General features: G+C 37.5%; 19 protein-coding genes, 3 tRNA genes and 1 riboswitch. Of the genes, 6 read left to right on the forward strand and 16 right to left on the reverse strand.

Features of this window, described 5'->3' with window-relative positions; translation table 11 throughout:
* Nucleotides 1-38: 38 nt before the first annotated feature.
* A complete protein-coding gene (locus A379_RS01320; RefSeq protein ID WP_157832329.1) occupies nt 39-686 on the reverse strand; it encodes a hypothetical protein in 648 nt (215 codons plus the stop codon).
* An 89-nt stretch (nt 687-775) separates the two neighbouring features.
* The gene (locus A379_RS01325) at nt 776-2347 is read right to left on the reverse strand and encodes a choice-of-anchor F family protein (RefSeq protein ID WP_040725145.1); all 1572 of its coding nucleotides are present in this window, start codon (nt 2345-2347) and stop codon (nt 776-778) included.
* Between the two features lie 191 nt (nt 2348-2538).
* Here A379_RS01325 and A379_RS12505 point away from each other — a divergent pair, with 191 nt between their 5' ends.
* Nucleotides 2539-3318, forward strand: coding sequence for a helix-turn-helix transcriptional regulator (locus tag A379_RS12505; RefSeq protein ID WP_051144868.1), 780 nt, complete (start codon nt 2539-2541; stop codon nt 3316-3318).
* 102 nt (nt 3319-3420) lie between these two features.
* Here the strand turns inward: A379_RS12505 and A379_RS01335 are convergent, their stop codons facing one another.
* The 5 genes from A379_RS01335 to thiC form a co-directional block, all read right to left on the reverse strand.
* Entirely contained in the window at nt 3421-3801 is a 381-nt protein-coding gene (locus A379_RS01335) for a hypothetical protein (RefSeq protein WP_040725148.1), read from the reverse strand.
* Nucleotides 3802-4131: 330 nt separating this feature from the next.
* Nucleotides 4132-4950 carry a thiazole synthase gene (locus A379_RS01340; protein ID WP_040728496.1) on the reverse strand — a complete coding sequence of 273 codons (819 nt, stop codon included), beginning with the start codon at nt 4948-4950 and terminating at the stop codon, nt 4132-4134.
* 31 nt (nt 4951-4981) lie between these two features.
* Nucleotides 4982-5179, reverse strand: coding sequence for a sulfur carrier protein ThiS (thiS, locus tag A379_RS01345; protein WP_051144870.1), 198 nt, complete (start codon nt 5177-5179; stop codon nt 4982-4984).
* Nucleotides 5180-5192: 13 nt separating this feature from the next.
* Nucleotides 5193-6329 carry an FAD-dependent oxidoreductase gene (locus A379_RS01350; protein ID WP_081696298.1) on the reverse strand — a complete coding sequence of 379 codons (1137 nt, stop codon included), beginning with the start codon at nt 6327-6329 and terminating at the stop codon, nt 5193-5195.
* A gap of 5 nt (nt 6330-6334) precedes the next feature.
* A complete protein-coding gene (gene thiC / locus A379_RS01355; RefSeq protein WP_040725151.1) occupies nt 6335-8287 on the reverse strand; it encodes a phosphomethylpyrimidine synthase ThiC in 1953 nt (650 codons plus the stop codon).
* Between the two features lie 164 nt (nt 8288-8451).
* A riboswitch (TPP riboswitch) is annotated at nt 8452-8550 on the reverse strand.
* Nucleotides 8551-8693: 143 nt separating this feature from the next.
* Here thiC and A379_RS01360 point away from each other — a divergent pair.
* The 4 genes from A379_RS01360 (at nt 8694) to soxZ (ending at nt 11425) form a co-directional block, all read left to right on the forward strand.
* Nucleotides 8694-9542, forward strand: a complete 849-nt coding sequence (locus A379_RS01360; protein ID WP_040725152.1) for a tetratricopeptide repeat protein — start codon at nt 8694-8696, stop codon at nt 9540-9542.
* Between the two features lie 93 nt (nt 9543-9635).
* On the forward strand, nt 9636-10157 hold the full coding sequence (locus A379_RS01365; RefSeq protein ID WP_040725153.1) for a DUF3087 family protein: 522 nt from the start codon (nt 9636-9638) through the stop codon (nt 10155-10157).
* 429 nt (nt 10158-10586) lie between these two features.
* Nucleotides 10587-11054 carry a thiosulfate oxidation carrier protein SoxY gene (soxY, locus tag A379_RS01370; protein ID WP_040728499.1) on the forward strand — a complete coding sequence of 156 codons (468 nt, stop codon included), beginning with the start codon at nt 10587-10589 and terminating at the stop codon, nt 11052-11054.
* 59 nt (nt 11055-11113) lie between these two features.
* Nucleotides 11114-11425 carry a thiosulfate oxidation carrier complex protein SoxZ gene (soxZ, locus tag A379_RS01375; protein ID WP_040725155.1) on the forward strand — a complete coding sequence of 104 codons (312 nt, stop codon included), beginning with the start codon at nt 11114-11116 and terminating at the stop codon, nt 11423-11425.
* 117 nt (nt 11426-11542) lie between these two features.
* Here soxZ and A379_RS01380 read toward each other — a convergent pair whose 3' ends face one another.
* The 4 genes from A379_RS01380 to A379_RS01395 all read right to left on the reverse strand — a co-directional run bounded on the left by A379_RS01380 (nt 11543) and on the right by A379_RS01395 (nt 16681).
* On the reverse strand, nt 11543-11818 hold the full coding sequence (locus A379_RS01380) for a hypothetical protein (RefSeq protein WP_232744799.1): 276 nt from the start codon (nt 11816-11818) through the stop codon (nt 11543-11545).
* A 215-nt stretch (nt 11819-12033) separates the two neighbouring features.
* Nucleotides 12034-14619, reverse strand: a complete 2586-nt coding sequence (locus A379_RS01385) for a methyl-accepting chemotaxis protein (protein ID WP_198525641.1) — start codon at nt 14617-14619, stop codon at nt 12034-12036.
* Between the two features lie 93 nt (nt 14620-14712).
* Nucleotides 14713-15927 (reverse strand): EAL domain-containing protein, encoded by a 1215-nt coding sequence (locus A379_RS12510; protein WP_051144871.1) that lies wholly within the window; start codon nt 15925-15927, stop codon nt 14713-14715.
* 157 nt (nt 15928-16084) lie between these two features.
* Nucleotides 16085-16681: an ANTAR domain-containing response regulator gene (locus tag A379_RS01395; RefSeq protein ID WP_051144874.1), complete on the reverse strand. Its 597-nt coding sequence runs from the start codon at nt 16679-16681 to the stop codon at nt 16085-16087.
* 465 nt (nt 16682-17146) lie between these two features.
* Here A379_RS01395 and A379_RS12515 point away from each other — a divergent pair, with 465 nt between their 5' ends.
* The gene (locus A379_RS12515) at nt 17147-19648 is read left to right on the forward strand and encodes a bifunctional diguanylate cyclase/phosphodiesterase (RefSeq protein WP_051144876.1); all 2502 of its coding nucleotides are present in this window, start codon (nt 17147-17149) and stop codon (nt 19646-19648) included.
* A 143-nt stretch (nt 19649-19791) separates the two neighbouring features.
* Here A379_RS12515 and A379_RS01405 read toward each other — a convergent pair whose 3' ends face one another.
* From A379_RS01405 to pgsA, 5 genes are all read right to left on the reverse strand, one after another.
* Complete coding sequence (locus tag A379_RS01405; protein WP_040725161.1) at nt 19792-19998, reverse strand: hypothetical protein; 207 nt, start codon at nt 19996-19998, stop codon at nt 19792-19794.
* A 175-nt stretch (nt 19999-20173) separates the two neighbouring features.
* Nucleotides 20174-20260: transfer RNA gene (locus A379_RS01410), tRNA-Leu, on the reverse strand.
* Nucleotides 20261-20312: 52 nt separating this feature from the next.
* Nucleotides 20313-20386: transfer RNA gene (locus tag A379_RS01415), tRNA-Cys, on the reverse strand.
* Between the two features lie 4 nt (nt 20387-20390).
* Nucleotides 20391-20465: transfer RNA gene (locus tag A379_RS01420), tRNA-Gly, on the reverse strand.
* 110 nt (nt 20466-20575) lie between these two features.
* Nucleotides 20576-21148: a CDP-diacylglycerol--glycerol-3-phosphate 3-phosphatidyltransferase gene (gene pgsA / locus A379_RS01425; protein ID WP_040725163.1), complete on the reverse strand. Its 573-nt coding sequence runs from the start codon at nt 21146-21148 to the stop codon at nt 20576-20578.
* Nucleotides 21149-21153: the final 5 nt, after the last annotated feature.

The following is a 21153-nucleotide window of genomic DNA, read 5'->3' on the forward strand; positions in this document are numbered from 1 at the left end:
ATCGCTGTCAATCTAGAACCCTCTCACTGTTTTCAAAATTATGTTTTAATGCGTTTAGGAGGGTTTTCTCTTCTATCATGGTTTGCGCGCCTTCTATCTTGACTATTATGCCGATGCTCTTCTTTGGCTTCACGCCATTCATGTGCATGAGCATGTCTACGATTATGCCACCCCCTCCTACGATCATAGTATCTACGAATCTGTTTAGAAATTTGAACACGTAGTGTAAATAATAAAAACAGAGTTAAAGTCATCCCGACCATACATAAACGGCCTATACAGTCATGAGCACATTCAAAGTATTTAGCATCAAACATCGTCACATAAACCACAAAGTCAATACGAATAGAGTTAATAATGACTAAATACAAATACCCCTCAATCACCCAAATCAGTCGATTGAGCCATGCCGTTGGGTAAGCAATAATGGCCACAGCAAATAACAAAAAAGCCGCCAAGCCATTACAGCCGTCTAATATCCAAATATTAAAACCATGGTCTAAATAAATTGTATTGCCAACCATTTTGACAGGAATTTCAAACCACTCAATCCAAAGTTGGGTTAAATAGATTGTTAAATCCGTTTGTAACGTTTGCACAAAATAGAACGGTGAAAACGACTCTATAAAAAACAGAATAAACAGCAATACTAACCAAAGTAGATAGCGTATAAGAAACCACAACACTTTAAATACCTCTGTTTATTCTTTTTTAACCAATAAAAAACCCTCGCATGACAATAACATGCAAGGGTTAGCTTAGTGAAACTTAATGATTATTTAGACATTTTGTTTCTAACAATCCAACCACCAAGCCCTAAGAAAGCAAGAATCATTAGGATAAGCCCTGACTGACTCATAAAGCTTGCTGAACCACCAGATGACGTTGTAGCTGTACCAGTATCGGTACCAGTGTCAATACTTGGAAATGTAGCAGGTGTTGCAATCCAAGAAGGTACTACATCATCACCCTCATCAGTTGAGACAATCGGTGTCATACGCAATGTAAATGTATTGTTAGCTGCTTCAGGGAAAGTTGTTGGATCTCCCACTTCAACAAGGTAAGTTAAACCTAGGTTTAATAAATCCTCAATACCACCTACTGAATATAACGTCACATCTTTTGCAACTTCATTAGCAATATCTTGAACTTCTTGTTCAGTGATAACCGCAAAACCATCTGCAATACCTTTACGCCACGCAACAGTCTCATCCGTTGGTGAAGGTCCCCAATAAGCCACTAAAGCCGCATCCGTTAACGGATTATTGTCATCATCATAAAAGACACCCGTTGGCTCCCACTTACTTGGTAACCAATTACCAAAGATATTCACATAATTACTGTTCATTGCCGCTGAGGATTGAATAATGGTTCCATTTTCGTCAACATCAATAACATAACCTGCTCTAGTCAAATCAAAAAAACCATTTGGGTGTTTATCATCTTCCTTTCCAAATAATCCAGCAGAGAAAGTTGCTCTATCGTCTTCAGCAAAAACGTACTGATCCGCATCACCCGCGGTGTAGGATAATTTAACGTCACCAACTCCATTGGCGTTTGTAAAGCTTGCACCAATTCCAAAACCAACTTCTACCTTAATACCAGAGTAACGTCTATCACTGTAGTTATTAAGCTTTTGTAAAACCATATATTCACGAACAGCAACCTCAGCACCTTCATTAGCATCGACATTGAAGACAAAATCAATTGGTTTGGCTTCTGTACCAGCCATATCTTCTGCTGTTGGTGTTAGAGCATCAACCTTAAAACGTTTATGTGTCTGGAAAGGGCTATCACAGTAAGTAGGATTAACATTCGCTTCATCAGCAGTATCTAACCAACCCTCATCTTGAGGATCTGTTCCAGTGTAGTTTCCTTCCTCATCATAATTTTTTGGATCATCACCATTTGTGAAAAAAGAAGTGCTTAAAATACAGCTTGCAGGTTTTCCACTACCATTTTGAAGATCTAATGGGCCAGCACTATTTACCACCTTAATTCCATGAGGCTCACCAACAGGCCAATCTTTACCATGTAATGAACCCGTTGTATTTCCAGCGCCATCATTAATAAGACTTTTGAAAGTATCTCCCACAACCATTTGACTGTAAACGCCTGTATCAGAATCAAAACTTTTAGCAACTTCTTCACCTGTCTCTACATCAACAATCAAAGGGGTAACGTTATCTAAATTTAAACCACCAATACCAAAAGCAACTGGACCATCTTGTGAAGTATAAGCCGTACCAGGTGCAACACCTATAATCTGCCCAGCGTTAGCGGTTAAACTTGCACACAATAAAGCTACACTTAAACCACTTAATTTAAACTGTTTGTTTAGGTTCATAAAAACCCTCCTCTAAATTTATTTATTGTTCTTTACCTTTTTCAATTACATAATAGAGTGATACGCACTATTAGTCACCACCTATTAGGGTGATATTCAAAGTTAAATTATTAATATTTTCTTACAAATTGATTTGACGCATAAATTTTTGTGGTAATTTAAAAAAAACATTTTTTAGAGAGACTTGATTTATGGAAGGCATTCTTGATATTGACCTACTTCAACAAACCATTAATATACAATCCTGTTTGATTGAAGGGCATAGCATTGAGGCGATATTTCGTAATAAAGCTGAATTTTTTTTTGAACAATCTGATGCTGAGTTTGCTGGACTTTCCATCTTACAAAAAGATTGTCTACAATTAGAGTTTATCATTGAAAAAGGCAATGCTTTTCACCAACTTTTAAAGCGCTATCACCTGCAAAGCCATACCTTAGTTCTAGATTCATACCTTAAAAATAATCGCCAAAAACTAAAAGAAAACCAACTTTTTCTTAAAGAAAAAAGTCTATTGAGTTTTCTCAGCGACTCTTTAAGTAAAAATAAAATTGGTTATTTTGAAGAAAACAATCAATTCAAAGAAATGATCTCTTTGCCCTTATTCTCACTAGAAAATCAATTGATTGGTTTTATCTTTTTTTGTTATCTAGGTGACTCTAAACATAACCCTGATAACTTATTAAAAATAAGGACGATGGTTGAAACCATTATTCGACCTTTTCACGATATAAAAACCAATTCGTTTCAAGGTAAATGCATTCAAATTCTTACTGATATGCCCTTACTGACATCTAAAGAGAAACATATTTTAAAAAAATTAATGTCTGCTAAAACCTACGCTCAAATTGCAGATGAGATGCACATTAGCGTTAATACGGTTAAAACCCATATTAAACACATCTATGCTAAATATGAAGTCAGTTCTAAACTAGAGCTTTCTAACAAAGTTAACTCTGGAAGCCTAATATAATAATGCCCGCTTAGTTTAGTTATTTGATTGCATTATAGATACAAAAAAACCAGTGCTATTCACACTGGCTTTTTAATTTAAACGCTAAGCACTTGAAATTAATTAGTGCTTGCCACCCCCACCAGAACGATTCATTGAACCGCTACCACCATTCATACTTCTATTCCCAGTACGATTATCTGAACGGCCGTCTGATTTACCACCCGCACCATTAGCTTGTTTATTTTTTTCGGCTTTTTGAAGCTCACCTTCAAGGGTTTTTTGATGCTGATACATATTTTTATTTTGAATTTGCTTTTGATTTACCCCACCACCTTGAGGTATAGCTGGCCCAACTTGGTCATGTGTTTGCAATTGTGTCTGTTGCTGTGTATTTAACTGAACAGCTTCTTCTGCAAAGACACTAAACGACGCACCTAACACCAAAGCTGAACCTAATACAGAGTTTTTCGCAACTTGTTTAACTAAATGATACATTTTCATAATATTCTCCCTTGAATTGAATATGTAATTTATTTACATTTAAATAATACACCCCATTAAGTTAAAAATCACCTTTTTTATTATATTTTAGATAAAAATAAAACCGTTTAATCTCTATAAACCATGAAAACCCCTGTATTTCATACAGTTGATATTAGAAACCACCAGGCCTGGTCAACTTAAATTGTATGAAAATAAAGCAAAATTTTAGGCTTAGTGTGAATATTTAGAATAAAAATAAAAAGATGAAAAGAAATTAAAACAGAGTTACCAGGCCTGGTAACTCTGTAAATTTAATAAAACTTAATAAAACTTAAAAAAAGAAAAGCGTTATGAAGATGAGCTATTATGATGCCAAAAAGGTGAATCAATTGTAGGAGTGCTTGGTTGAGCCGATGCTTGCTCAGCCATAGCGCCTGAGCAATAAGCCATACGGCCTGCTTCAATAGATAGTTTAAAGGCCCCTGCCATTTGCTGGGGATGATTAGCGTGAGCAATAGCCGTATTTAAAAGAATGGCATCAACCCCCATTTCCATCGCTTGTATGGCATGAGATGGTTTACCAATACCCGAATCAACAATCATCGTAATATCAGGAAAACGCTCACGTATCGCTTGCAAAGCGTATGGATTTAAAAGCCCTTTACCTGTTCCTATTGGCGAACCCCAAGGCATAATTACCTCACAACCTAATTCAACTAAATGGCGGGCAATCACTAAATCATCGGTACAATAGGGTAAAACCTTAAAGCCATCATTTAATAGAATCTCCGTCGCTTTCACTAAATCAATGGGATCAGGCTGTAGGTTGTAATCATCACCGACCAACTCCAATTTGATCCAGTCCGTTTGAAAGATTTCGCGACTCATCTTAGCCATATTGACAGCCTCTCTAACAGAATGACAACCTGCGGTATTGGGTAAAAGGTGTACCCCTAAAGACTGAATAATATTCCAAAAGGCTTGCCCACCCAACTCATTCGGGTTCTGCCTACTTAATGAAAGCGTGACAACTTGTGCGCCTGATGCCTTTATCGATTCTTGCATCACCCATGGTGACGGATACAAAGCACTACCAACAAATAAACGACTGGTTAATGGTGTACCGTAGATGGATAGGCTATCATTTTGATTAAGAGTTGAATCCATCGTAACGGTATTTTGTTCTTGCTGTAACACTTCAACCTCCTTGAATGGCACCAACCACAACAATATTGTCATCGTCTTTTAACCACGTTGCTTTGTAGTCAGACTGTGGTAAAAACTCATCATTAAGCAATACCGCAAAAGGCGGTGTTGCCTTGTAGAACTCTAGGGCAAAGGTCATGTTTATCTCTTCTTCAAAGCTAAAGTTTTGTTGATTAATTATTATGTTCATCTTTATAACCTTGTTAATCAAAATTTAAATAAGGGTTTTCTTGAGTTACCAGGCCTGGTAAAAAGGTTAAAACTTTATCGTTATCAAAGGGTTCTGTTTTTTGCTGTGATTTTTTAATCTGTTTTATGCACTCTTCGACTATTACAGGAGCAAGCAGGTAACCATGTCTAAACAAGCCATTGATAACAAATCGGTTTTTGGTTTGATAAATTTTAGGATGATTATCCATAAAGGCTGGTCTTAACCCAGAATCTATACTTAATATTTCAGCTTCCGCAAAACCCGAATGCACACTAAAGCAAGCAGACAATAACTCTAATGCTGAGCGTACCGTTGGTCTTCGCTCATCTTCAGATTCTAATTGAGTAGCCCCAATCACAAACTGATGATTTTCCTTGGGTGCAATATAAATGGGGTATCTAGGATGCATTAAGCGTATCGGTCGATGTAATCTCACATCAGGCGCATACACCCGAACCACCTCCCCCCTTACGCCTCGAAATTGGGCTTGTTTTTGAGGTAAATCTTCCTTTAAGCCCATTCCACGACAATCAATAATAAAATCAAAACCCACTAAGGGTTTTTGGTTTACAAACACATCCTCATTCACGATATTGACATGAACATTTTTATGCCATGCCACATCATGGCGGTAAATCGTTTGCGCCATAGCCTCTAACAATTGCCGATTATCAAGCTGAGCCTCATTGGGTAAATACAGACCTTTATGAAACCTTGAGTTTAACTCTGGCTCTAACGCTTGAATTTGATTGGCACTCAATGATTCAAAACCAGTCCCCTTTAATCGGTTCTGAAACTGCTGTAAAGCGGCACTATCTTGATCAAAAGCCACAATTAAACTGCCCGCTTGTTGAAAGAAAACCGAAGCGTCTAACTTGTTAATAAACTCAGGCCAAAGCGTAAGTGCCTGCTCCCCCATTTGCATGATTTCAATATCGCAATCCGCAGACTCAGCCAAGGGGGCCAACATAGCCGCTGCCAAAAACGCAGCGCTCTGTTTGGCATCCCCCTTATCTTTGTCAAACAGAGAAACCTCATATTCATCTACTAAAGACAGGGTTAACATCCTACCAATTAAACCTGCCCCTAAAACGGCCACTTTAGGTCTTTTAGATGACTTTGGTACCATTATCACTACGCCTCCTTCTGGTAAATTTGGCTACCTGCATCCCTAAATTCTTGCGACTTCTCTTTCATGCCGACTTGAATGCTTTCTAAAGAGATCTCGGTAATTTGGCCATTTTCGCCATCGTGCAAACGTACTTTTTCTTGCTCATTGGCGTAATCACGCACTTCTTGGCTAATTTTCATAGAACAAAACTTTGGGCCACACATTGAGCAAAAATGCGCGACCTTGCCAGATTCTTGCGGAATGGTTTCATCGTGATATTCTCGTGCTCGTTCTGGGTCTAACCCTAAGTTAAATTGGTCTTCCCAGCGAAACTCAAAACGCGCTTTAGATAAGGCGTTATCTCTAATTTGTGAACCTGGGTGACCTTTGGCTAAGTCGCCCGCGTGTGCAGCAATTTTATAAGCCATTAAACCTTCTTTAACGTCTTCTTTATTAGGCAAGCCTAAATGCTCTTTGGGCGTAACATAACAAAGCATGGCACAACCATACCAACCAATATTAGCCGCACCAATACCTGAAGTAATGTGGTCGTAACCTGGCGCAATATCCGTAGTTAACGGCCCTAAAGTATAAAAAGGCGCTTCGCCACAAACATCTAATTGTTTGTCAACATTCTCTTTAATCATGTGTAATGGAATATGGCCAGGCCCCTCTATAATGACCTGCACATCATGTTTCCAAGCAATTTTGGTAAGCTCACCCAAGGTTTCTAATTCAGCAAACTGGGCTTCATCATTGGCATCGGCCACTGAACCAGGACGTAAACCATCGCCCAATGAGAAGGTAACGTCATACGCCTTCATAATCTCGCAAATGTCTTCAAAATGCGTGTATAAAAAGTTTTCTTGATGATGCGCTAAACACCATTTGGCCATAATTGAGCCACCACGAGAGACAATGCCTGTAACACGTTTAGCCGTCATTGGCACATAACGTAATAACACACCTGCGTGAATGGTAAAGTAATCCACCCCCTGCTCGGCTTGCTCAATTAAAGTATCTCTAAATACTTCCCAGGTTAAGTCTTCGGCCACACCATTTACTTTTTCCAAGGCCTGATAGATTGGTACAGTGCCAATTGGAACGGGCGAATTACGCATAATCCATTCACGGGTTTCATGAATATTACGACCCGTTGATAAATCCATCACGGTATCGGCACCCCATTTAGTTGACCAAACCAACTTTTCAACCTCTTCGGCAATAGATGAACCGACAGCCGAGTTACCAATATTGGCGTTTACTTTAATTAAAAAGTTACGCCCAATAATCATAGGTTCAGACTCTGGGTGATTAATATTACAAGGAATCACCGCTCGCCCTCGTGCCACTTCGTCACGTACAAATTCAGGAGTAATCATTTTAGGAATACTGGCACCAAAAGATTGGCCTGGGTGTTGTTGGGTGAGTTCGGCATCGGTTACTTCTAAACGAGACATATTTTCACGAATCGCAATATATTCCATCTCAGGGGTAATAATGCCTTGGCGTGCGTAATGCATTTGGGTGACGTTTTGTCCAGCTTTAGCCCGTTTTACATTGGGCAAATTATCAAAACGAATATGATCCAGCCCTTCATTAGCCAAACGGCCTTGGGTAAACTTTGAGGTGACTGATTCTAACTCTTCTACATCGCCACGAGCATCAATCCAGCTTGAACGTAATTTTGGTAAACCTTGATAAACATCAATTTTTACTTGCGGGTCGGTATAAACACCCGATGTATCGTAAACAGGAATAGCGTCATTTTTAATATACGTTGGATTATCACGGCTACCGCTAATGGTATCGCTTACCGCAATTTCACGCATCGCCACTTTAATGGGGTGCAATTTACCCGCAACATAGACTTTTTTGGAATTTGGAAAAGATTGACCCGATACATTTTGAATAAATGCTTCAGCGTCTGCACGTCTTTGGCGACGATCGGTTGTTTGGTGGTTATTGGTATTCATCACTCTGCCTTGTTTAATTGATAATAAAAAATCAAAAGGCGGAGCTCTATAGACTGTAGATTCAGATTAAGATTTCATCGTAAAAAAATTACAAATATAGCGAATAACACCTTGTTTTAAAAAGTGATCTAGCAAATTCTATTTATTTACGATTAACGTATGCCTACGTTAATCTGATTGTTCCCTTCGCTGGCATTATCCAGATCAGGTTCTACGGATCCCGCTTTCGCGATCTCAGCCTAAAGGCACTCCGACATAAATCAGGCCGTAGTATATAGCGTTTTTTCACTAAATACAAAATCATTCATACGCATAAATATTTATGTAACGCTATAATGGCTCCCATCTAAAAGCTAGACACTTTTGTCCTTTTACAGTAATCATCTATTTTTTAAAGGTAGTTTCCATGTGTGATTCAAATATCAACCCTGCGCTTAAAAAGGGTTGTACCCGACATATAAAACTTCAACATATCCTCTTAACCCTAATAACATTTACAACATTTAACACCTACGCGGCCACCACGTTTAATCATCAAACCTGTAATAACTTGTTAGAAGGCGAAGCAAATAAGGTATGCCATGAGGCTTTAAAAGGTGACACTGCAGCGGGTTATGCCATGTCTAGATTGTTTGCTGACCCTAAAAATGGTCCATTGGTCAACCTAGATTATGCCTATTTTTGGCATATTAAACTGGCTCGACTAGTTCTCAAAGAAAACTTAACTGACTCTGCCTACATTGACATTCTTTACAATACAGGCGTGTTATATAACGACGGACTTGGCACAGAAAAAAATCTAAAAAAAGCGTTTTATTGGTTTAGTCAAGCGGCTGAAAAAGGCCATGCACTAGCAATGCTTCAAGTCGCCTTGGCCTATGAAAACGGCATTACAGTTCCAAAAGATATTAAGCAAGGGTTAGTATGGCTAAATAAAGCCGTTGATTTACAGAATCCAGATGCACAAATTGTCATGGCGCAAAAATACATGCTTGGTAAAGATATTGAAGAAAACCAGACAAAAGCGATTGAGTTATTAAACGCGGCGGCTGAAAATAATTCAGCTAAAGCCAACTTTATCTTAGGTAACTTTTATTTAGCTAACGCAAGTAACGCAGAACTTACGAACCTTAACAAGGCTATAAATCATTTTGGAAACAGCTGTAAACTCAACTTTTTATTAGGTTGTAAACGATATTACGAGTTAGATACTCAAGCCAAGAGTTCAAATAACATATTGAATCCTGAGTATTAACTGTGCAAAACAGATGACACCATTAAAATAAATCCGTAAAATCAACTCTCAAATTTTTTCCACTTTTTTAAAATGCAAATTACGGGTTAACCCATGTTTAAAATTGAAGATATCGATCCAATCCATTACCGCAAACAAACACGAAAAGCGACACTCATCGTGATGGGCATTTTTATTGTTATCGGCTTTATTACGGCCACCCTCGCAGTGAAATGGTTTGGTGAATATTCAAGTAATCATTTGGTATTAAACTTTATGGGGGCGTTTGTTGGGCTATTAATTACCGCGGCCATTGTAAAAGCTTACTTAGCTGATCAAGCGTGGATGAAAGAAGCTATTTACGCTTGGCGCCTAAAGCGTAACCTTATGTATATTTCCAATACACTCGCAAATATTAAAGAAGCGGTTGAAAGTGGCGATGAACAAGCGATGAAAATCTTGCGCTTTTACCATTTGGGTTTAGAGCAAATGCATAAACTTGAAGATAACAACCACGCCCTGATTGATATTTTGGCTGAAAAAAATGCGCTTGAAACCACTCTCAATGAAAAAGGCATTGATTTAAATCAAATCGAATTTGATTTTAAGTGGACCGATGATTACAAGAGTCACTAAATCCGTCTTTATCTGAAAACTGTAATAGCTAGATTTGCTTTTCCCATACAAATAAGGCGCAAAAAAATAACAAAATTGCGTCTTTATTTAACTCTACCAGGCCTGGTTATTTATCAAAAACACTGTTTTTTTGAACTTATAAACCCAAATACATTCTTAACAAACAGTGACAATACTTTATACAAAACAAAGTAAAAAGAATTAAGACACATAATATAACCCATTGAAATACCTAAATAATAACCTAAAAATCCATCACTCAATACTTTCTTTATTTTCTTGATGCTCTAATAAATCTACTTGCTTTATTTATTTAAATCACTAATCTGAAATTAAGGAAACATTAGCTACCTCTAATATTAATCACAATGATTAGAGCAACTGAACAGGTTTCCAAACGACAATTAAAACATAGGAGTTTTACTCATGATGCAACGTAGATCATTTTTAAAAAATAGTTTAGCAGTGGGCACAGCAGTCATTGCTGCAAACGCTGGTTTATTAACACCAACACAGGTATTAGCAGATTGGAATAAAAAGGCATTCTCGGCTAAAAGCACGGATGATGCACTGAGTAGTGTCTTTGGTTCAACAAGCACCACGGAATCGGCAGACATTAAATTAAAAGCACCCGCTATTGCCGAAAATGGTGCGGTAACACCCGTAACCGTTGATGCTTCATCCATTGATGGCGTAGAGTCAATTGCCATTATGGCAAGCAAAAATCCTATGCCTTTAGTGTGTGAATATACCTTTGGCGCTGGAGCAGTCGGTTACGTCTCTACCCGAATTAAGATGGGACAAACCATGAATGTTATTGCTGTTGTAAAAGCTGGCGGTAAGCTACTTAAAGCAGAACAAGAAGTCAAAGTAACCATTGGTGGTTGTGGTGGTTAATTAAACACCCTATTTACATACTTACATAAAAAATACTCAATTCGTAAAAGGATAATGATATGACTATTAAAATTAGAATGCGCGGTAAATCAAAAGCGGGTGTTGCGGAAGTAAAAGCCCTTATCAAACACCCTATGGAATCTGGTGTTCGCATGAACAAAAAAACAGGTAAACCTTATCCCGCTAAATACATTGATATGGTAGAAGTATTAGTGAACGACAAGAAAGCGGTTGATGCACAATGGTCTGGAGCTGTTTCTGCCAATCCATATATGGCGGTACAAGTTAAGGCTAACGCTGGTGATAAAGTCACTGTTAACCTAACAGACAATACGGGTGAAAAAGGTACTGAGTCTATTACTCTAAAATAATCCGTTACTCAAAAAGTTAAACCGTAGCTACCAGGCCTGGTAACTACGGTTTTTTTTATTAACTCAAAAATGATTACACCGACTGACTAAACAACGATGATTATTCTAACCAGAGTATTAACCACGATTTTTCCAAAGTTTAGATACCGCTCTATCACTTCCCAAACCAGCCACAATCAAACATAACAAGCCAATTACCCCAAATAAAACAACGGGTAAAAGCCCCGCCATTTGATTAATTTGTATTGAAAAATACAGCGCAACAGAAGCAATAATTAAAAATAAAAACCCCATAACAACTAAAATTTTGCGGTGGGATGAATGGTAAACATAATCACCATTATCATCAGGGTCTTCAAACCAATTCAGGATTGGAGAAAATAGTTTACTCATTATCTCTTTCATAATTTCTAACGCGTATTTACGCAACTCCTTAACTAAAATAATAATTCACTTGGATACATAAGAACTGTCTCACTTTCAAAAAGCGAACTGGCTTTTCAAACCTAAATCAGTTTACCTCAAAGAGCGACTTGAATAATACAAACTATAGGTAAACTCAAGTTGAAGCAAAACAATACAGAAGAACTGAACTAATCGTTCTAAACCTAAAGCCCTTTATGTACTAAACGTCGATTTAATTCAGATAAAGCGGCATCTAACGCATCAGTAACATCAACAAACTCATCTAACAACTTATCTTTTTCTTTAAGCTCATCAATTGATAAAGGTGTTTTTGAATTCATCATTACGATAGCCATTTCAACCAACTGATGTTGTTTTACATGTAATTCATTAACCTTTAAAAATTCTGGCATCGTTGAAATAGAGGGTTCATTCTGAATCAATACCGCCAAACTTTTACCTACCTCACAGCTAACTGGATTGGTAGCCCTTTCCATATCCAAGGTGGTGGGTATGCCATTTAAAAAAGTTTGAACACTGGTTCTCCAGACCCGCATATTTCTTCGTACGTCTACCAACTTAACACCAAACGCTTCTTCAGAATCTTGAATCAGTTTTTCCGCCTCAACTTCATCAATGACAAACTGACTGGTTTCATCCGTTAATAAATTGGCTTGTACTTTGAGTGACATAGCTGCCGCAGAGGATTGCTCTACCAAAGCCGCATTACTTTGAATATTTGCATCTAAGCTATTAATGGCCTGGGCTATTTCACTCACCGAATGTTGTTGTTGATGGATGGAACCCAGCACAACTTCCATAGCCTGACCAATATTTCCAACCCGTTCATCAACCTGCTCAAAAGCTTGATGTGTCTCATTGACTTTAGATACCCCTTCACTCACTTTGATTACGGAAGAGTCAATCAACGTTTTAATATCACGTGCCGCATCGGCTGACTTTTGTGCTAAAGAGCGCACTTCACCCGCAACAACAGCAAACCCACGGCCATGCTCACCTGCTCTAGCAGCCTCTACGGCTGCATTAAGCGCCAAAAGGTTAGTTTGAAAGGCAATGCCATCAATAATAGAAATAATATTAGCAATCTGTTCAGACGTATGTTGAATGTCTTGAATCGAATCGATAGTGGCATCTAATGAAACCTTTGCCTGTTTGTTTTGCTCAACCGTCTGTTTTGCAATGTCATTCACCCTACCAAGCTCTAAGGTGTTCTGATTTTGTAGATTACTCATATTCTGCATAGTCGCATTAATCTGTTCTAGCGCAGCGGCGGCTTGTTGCGTTCTGTCAGATAAGTCTTGTGAGGCTCTTGATGACTCTTCAGATGCGCTGCCAACAGTTTCCGCAGCTCGTTTAATATGTAAAACAATAGCACTTAAATTATCCAAAGAGACGTTTGTTGCCCCCTTCATCGCGGCTAGAGAGCCTTGTAAGTTTTTATCAACCCGCCCTCTTATATCCCCCACGGCCAACTTGGTCATAACATGAACCATACTCTGAATAATGGCGTTTAACTCAGATAATAGAGAATTGACATGTTCTGAAGTGTCTAGATAAAAACCCGAAAGACCCTGTGTTTCAATATGCAAAGCGGTATGGCCAATAGAAGCCATTTCCAAAGTTGACTTTAATTCATTCTCAATCACTTTTTGCTGAGTGAGATCTTGCCACTCTAATACCGCACCAATATTTTTTCCATCAGGCCCTGTTACTGGCACAATTGAAAGCTTAATGGTTAAACCAGCAATCAATTCTTCAAAGGTATTGGCCGATGAAATGTCCCTAAATGAACTCTGAGTAAAAAACGCTTTTAAGTCAGAACCTTCAATATTTGTATCATCAAAATATTTAATCTCATTTTGAAACTTCTCTGAGTGTTGCTCAAAGAATGCCCGCATTTTATGATTAAGGTAGATTACTTTTCCAGCTGTATCTACCATCATCATATTGGCTGAGGCGCTATCCAAACCTGATTTTAAACGCAAGCTAATGCGTAATTTTTCATGAGCTTCGTCATACATCGCGCCCAACTGAATTTGCATCATTTTGACTGAAGAGATTAATTTACTTAACGAATGATTACCGTAGTTATTGACCTGCCCAGTAAAATCGCCCTCTCGCATTTTGTCCATGACTTGTTTGGCTTTACCGAGTCGATTGAATGCATATTTTTTGCCTGCATAGGCATAACCAAAGAAGAGAATACTGACTATGGCTAATAATTCAACGGGGAGCTTAACTACTTGCGCATCAACCAAAACAAGTAGAGCGCCTAAAATAGCGATCATGCTAACCATAATATTCATTGGATGCAGATGGTGAAAGATGCACAGTCTCTCAAGTCCATCCATGACATAACCATTTTTAATTTTTTTTCGGCCGCTATTAATCTCTTTATAAAGCAGAGAAGCCGCTTCTTTTTCTGCATTGCTTACAGCCGTTCTCACCGATTGATAGGCGACTATCTTTCCATTTTCAAGCACTGGCGTTACATTGGCTTTAACCCAGTAAAAGCTACCCTCTTTAGTACGGTTTTTAACAATCTGAACCCATGGCAAGCCCTTTTGTATTGTCAACCACATGTCGGCAAACACAGCTTTAGGCACATCAGAGTGCCTTAGAATATTGTGGGGTTGACCAATTAATTCATTCCTTTTATAACCACTCGCATTAACAAAAGCTTCATTCACTTCTACGATAGAACCATTTAAGTCAGTTTTGGAAACAATGGTTCCCAATTTACTAATATCTACTTCACTTTGTTGCACAATATCCACCAATACTTAAAACAAAAAAACGCCAAACCCCTTAAAGGGATTTGACGTCTCTGTCTTTATTAAATTTTAAATATCTAGTTTAAGCTAGACCGAAATTTGAACGCTGGAAATGGACTTATCACGATAATGTACATCATAGCAAGCTATGACTTGAATACCATTAATGAGCTCAATGACCTTTGATACAGTCAAACAAAGTTCGACATCAATTAAGGAGCGATAAGGTTTAGAAACATAAACCTGTGTTGGGTTTTGCATCGCCTTGATAAAATATCGTCGGTTTTTCCAACAAAGCCCTTTACCTTTCTTCAAAATACTCTCATTCATCGTTGAATGATTTTGTTCTTCTTGCGAATGATCTTCGCTAATTTGAAAGCCGTTATAATCCAAAATATAAAACCGTTTAACAAATGAAAGGTCTGACACGGTAAGCATTTCATATTCAAGCTCTTCAGCAGAATCTATACCAGTTAAACTATCAAAAAGTGTCTCGTAGCCTCTTTTCTGAAGCTTTTCTACAAACTTACGCTCTTTTTGATACAAAGGATACAACTGCGTAACCTCAGTAATACGTTCTTCACCTTTTTTAAAAATATCAAATCCACGCTCGGGTTTAGCAAAATAAAAACCCTGAACCAAGTCAACACCAACATCCATTGCCAATAATGCTTGCTCTTTGGTTTCAACGCCTTCAAGCAAAGCAATACTGCCAGCTTGCTGAATCAAACGGGTTAAGTTCCTTAATATACTTTGCCCTCTCATACTTTTAGTCGCTTCAATAAGCACCGCTCGGTCAAGCTTAACGATGTCTGGCTGCGCTTTCCAAATACGATCTATATTTGAATGACCTGCTCCAAAATCATCTAATGCAATCAAACAACCGTAACTTCTTAAACTTTGAATTAAGTTTTGAAATAACACATCATCATGAATTTCACTTTCAACCACTTCAACAACAAGCTGATTACCTTTAAGGTTGAGTTCATTAAGCAAACCTGAAATGCATAAATCACTCAAGCTATCAAAATATTGAAAATCTAAGTTCAAAAATATCCAGCTCTGCTCGCTCTTTTTATTTTGCCAGTTTTGCAAATGAATCTTATTCAGTTGACGAGTAAAGTTACTTTTTGTCATTTCTTTTGGAGCGGCTAAACAATCCTTAACAGAAGTGGCTTTGTTTGTTAACAAATTCCTACCCCTAACAAGCACCTCAGCACCAATACAAGCCTGGTTAGAGAAACTATAAATAGGTTGAAATACTGAATAAAGTTCTTTATCGTCAACTTTCAGTATGTACATTTTCTGCCTTATCAATCAATTTAAAGTTTCTATTTAGTCTTATACTTCTCATAAAATTCATTTAATAGAAATTGAGCTTTATAAATTAAGTAACCAATACAAGTGAGTTACCAGGCCTGGTTATTCGAAAAACAAAATTCGTTAATGAACTCATCGATTAAGATGAAATCCCTTCTAAACCAATTAATACACCACACACTTCATGGGCTACAACAGAAATCTTTTTACCTTGATCCATTGCCATTTTTCTTAAAGTTTTATATGCATCATTTTCGGTCATATTTTTATGCTCAATTAATAACCCTTTGGCTTTCTCTATGACAGCACGTTCAGAAAGCTTATCTTTAACCTGAGCCAGTTCTTTTTTAACAGCCTGACATTGGTTGAAACGTAAAATCGCCACATCAATAATCGGCTTAATTCGCTCCTCTGATTTACCATCAACAATATAAGCAGCCACTCCTGCTTTTACCGATTTTTCTATCACTTTAGAGTCCGAATCGTTACTGAAGCAAACAATGGGTTTAGGGCAAAACTCTTGCACCACAGTAAATTGTTCAAAAAGATCAACGCTCGGCTTATCAACATCAAGAACAATTAAATCCACCTGAACAGAATCCAGAACTTGTAAAAAGCTTTCTGTAGCTGCACAGGTATGTATTGCCGATGCTCCTGAGTTTTTTAAACCTTCATAAATGGTGTTGGTAGGTGAGAGTGCGTCACTAATGAGTAAAACTGAAAATGCAGGGTTCATTATTTTCGCCTTTGAATAAATATAAACTATCCAGTGATAAACATAATTCATGCCACTTTATCTATTATCTTTCTAATTAATAGAGTTATAAAATTAAAAAAACATCTGTTAAATTATATTGAACCAACTTGATACATTTTATAAAAATAATATGAACCTATTGGTGCACACAATTATATTTAAACAGCTTCTCTACAAATAAATTAATAGACATATAACAAATTCTAATCGACCCCATATGAATAACTATATATTTTGATTCTGAAACCACTCATAATAAATGGTTGATAAAAAATCGGCAAACACCACTTGATTGGGTTAATTCAAGTTCACGGAACATAACGGCTTGTTTATCTGGAATAAAACGACGTTTTATTCATCCATACTTAGACTACTACCATTAAAAACCCACTACAGATTTAACTAACTTTTATATAAATAGCGACATAAACTAAAAGCCGCCTTATGAAAAACACAAACAAACCACTTCCAAGCTTAAGAAAACGTTATGTTTTATCAACCATTCTTATAGGTGCTTTTGTCATTTCAATTGTCTCTCTTAGCTATCAAAACCTCATAATGACAAAAAAAGCGGTTACTTCAGGCTATGAAGGAATACTTAAAGAGCAAACTAATCTAATTAATGTAAGAAATACCCTACTTATTATTAACCAAGACATTAACCTCTTTTTACTTGACCCTCTTAATGAAAACTTAACTCAAAAAATTGAATTCAATATCCATAACGCACAAGAAAACCTACATGCACTCAAAACGTCTAATCACGCTTACCATATAGATCTAACTGAAAATACCGAATTAACAAACTTAAACTTCAACAAACTTAAAAAAGAAGTCGATTACTTAGTTAAATTTCGTTTAGATGTTAATAAGCAATACCCAGGATTAGATATTTCAGCCAATATAATGGCAAGCCAACAAAATACGATTAAATCTGGTTTTGAAATATTAATTAATGAAATTGAAGCAGGTGAGATTAAGCTCAATTCACCCCAAATTTATCCATTACTCCTAAAATCTCACGCTATATGGATTAACGCCATATCACAAACACGAATTTATATGGCCAATCGTCTTGCAAGTTTTTCCTATGAAATACTAGAAGAACAAAGCCAAGGCCTTAAGGATATTCATTCATTATTTATGGCTAATATCAAAAAATTAGAAATGTTATACGCAAATGAAAACAGTTTTGAGAGCAAGGAGATACTGGAATCAACTTTAACCATCAGTCAATCTTGGTATGAGAATTTTGTTAGCTTAAGGGAAATATCTGAATCAGATAAATGGCGCTCTGACACCCTAATTATCAAAACTAGAGTGTTTCCACTCCTTTCAAAGATTAGTGAAAACATTAATGCGATTGAAAATACATTAAGAGAAGAAAAGCATAGAGTAGACACAAAACTAAAAGACAGTGATGACACTTTCAATATGCTTACTTTTTCTATTATTGGCTTATTTCTCTTCTTTATTTTCGCCATTTTAATCTCTATGCAATGGATGCTTTTCAGCCCCATTGAAAAAGTTACACAAGCCTTAAAATCAAGAGCGTTTCACGTTAATTCACCCAACATTCAAACCGCCAAAACACGAGAAATTGGTCAATTAATTGATGCCTACATCGAAATGAATAAAGAAGTGGTTCATCGTCAAAATGCATTGGAACATCAAGCGATGCATGACCACCTCACAGGTTTACCCAACCGGTTCTTACTCCACCAACGAATAGAATACCAACTACTCAATTCAGAGAGAAATAAACGCCCATTTGTTCTTTTTTTGATGGATTTGGACTTCTTTAAAGACATAAATGACACCCTTGGACATGCTGCGGGCGATCGACTGTTAACTCAAGTATCTAAACGCATTAACTCTTTAATTAGAAAGTCTGACACCCTGGCAAGGCTCGGCGGAGATGAATTTTCTATACTACTCCCCGACTCAGATAAAAATTCAGTTCTTAAATTAACTGAATCCATTATCGAAAACATAAGCCAGCCGATTCAAATCGACAATCAAAATATCAATATTGGTATCAGCATTGGTATTGTCAGCTACCCTGAAGATGGAAAGGATATAGAAACCCTCCTTCAATATGCCGATATGGCCATGTATACCGCTAAACGTAAGCGCACGGGGTACTCTTACTATAAACCCGAACAAAATATATACACGAAGAAGAGTCTGAATTTTATTCATGATGTATCAAAAGCATTAGAAGAAGATCAGTTTGAGGTTTACTTTCAGCCAAAATTAAGCTCAAAAAACAATCAAATATGTGGTGCTGAAGCCCTATTACGATGGCATCATGAAGAACATGGCTTTATCTCACCAGAAAAAATAATCGAAGCTGCTGAAAGAACGGGCGTTATCCAAAAGCTCTCAATTAATATACTAGACAAAGCCCTCTCCGAATGCAGTAAATGGCATCTTTCAGGTCATAAAATAAGTGTTTCCGTAAATCTATCGGTTAGAGACCTTGCCAATAAAAATCTCACTGCAAAAGTAAAAGAATTAATGGACAGAGAAAAACTTCCCTACCACTTCTTAACACTTGAAATTACCGAAAGCGTGATGATGGAAAACCTAGCTTTTTCACTCGATGTATTAAATAAACTTCATGACCTTGGTGTTTACCTATCAATAGATGACTTTGGTACAGGTTTTTCATCCCTAGCTTATTTAAAAAGACTACCTGTTGATGAGCTCAAAATCGACAGATCATTTATCATGGAAATCAACGAAGATGCCAACGACAAAAAAATAGTCAGCTCAACCATCAATCTTGGGCACAACCTTGGGCTGAATGTTGTTGCTGAGGGGATTGAAACCGAGAAGGTCATGAACCTATTAACCAGCATGGGTTGCGACCAAATGCAGGGTTACTTTATTGGCAAACCCATGCCATCTGAGCAGTTTATAGAATTTATAAAAAAACATTAGTAACCACATACTCAAGCTTAACTTTTTTAATTCTACCAGGCCTGGTAAAACAGCGTGATAAGGTAAAAAAGCTAAGCTTCCCTCCTCAACCTACCATAAAAATTATATAGAAACTTAATTGAGCCAAGCAGCGCCATAACCTCTTAAAGCTCATCTAATGCCATTTGAAACTGTTCTATAATTTCAACGGCCGTCAGAACGTTCCTCACTCTAAGTCGCTTTACATTGGAGTTTAAATTTTGACTGGCAGTCATGGCAAAAATAACGCTGTATGCCTTTACGCTTACATACCTTTGTGCTTCTACCTGAAGTGCATTTAGGGCATCTTTTGGTAAACATTTAAATCTCATTTTAAAACTTTGCCTAAAACCCTTTATTTTAAACAAGTTACAGCTAAAAGCAGACTCCAATAATTATTTTCATTAACTTTGAATTTAACTGTTTTAACTGCATGAAAATTAAAAACGATAATCTTAAAACGAAAAAACCCAGATTAGAATATTTTCTAATCTGGGTTCTAGAATATGGTGCCCAGGGCCGGAGTCGAACCGGCACAGTATTTCTACCGGGGGATTTTAAGTCCCCTGCGTCTACCAATTTCGCCACCTGGGCAGATGACTAACATTTAAAATGCTAATTAATTTTATCAAGCCTCCAAAATAAATGGAGGCGGAACGCGGAGTCGAACCGCGGTAGATGGATTTGCAATCCACTGCATAGCCACTTTGCTATTCCGCCAATTTGGAGCGGGAAACGAGGATCGAACTCGCGACCCCAACCTTGGCAAGGTTGTGCTCTACCGCTGAGCTATTCCCGCTTGATGGGGCGTATTATAGGGACTCCCCATTAAAGGTCAAGCACTTTTTATGAAAATTTTAAAAAGTTTACCACGTGATTTTTTGTTAGCTTCGCCGTAATTTGTTAAGTCTATGATTCTGTTGAACGAATAATTTCAGGCAGTGCCGCTTTGGTGTATTGAACCCAGGTTATTACTGTTAAGGTTGCAGCAAAGTAGAGCATTGGGAAACCTAGTTCACCCCAGTTTACACCCCAAAGTTCACCACCATACAGTAGCCATGTTAGAGCCGCTAATTGTGATGCGGTTTTAACTTTACCGAGCTTTGATACCGCAACCACTTCACGGGCATTATTTTCAGCCATCCATTCACGGAGGGCTGAAATACCCACTTCCCTCATCATTATCAATACCGCGGAAATAATGACATAGATATTGTCGTGATATTCTGCGGCAACCACAATTAAGGCTGCTGCGACAATAAGTTTGTCGGCTACTGGGTCTAAAAAAGCGCCTAACTTACTATCTGAACCTAGCTTTCTAGCTAAATAGCCATCAAACCAGTCGGTAATAGCCGCGATCATAAAGGCTAAACCTGCCCAGAAACGTGCATCCTCTATAGGTGCGTAGTAAAGAATTAAAAATACTGGAATCAAAACTACTCGACTCCAAGTCATCATCATAGGAAGGGATTGTATAGACATATTTT

Source organism: Thiomicrorhabdus sp. Kp2 (genome assembly GCF_000478585.1).
Classification (GTDB): domain Bacteria; phylum Pseudomonadota; class Gammaproteobacteria; order Thiomicrospirales; family Thiomicrospiraceae; genus Thiomicrorhabdus.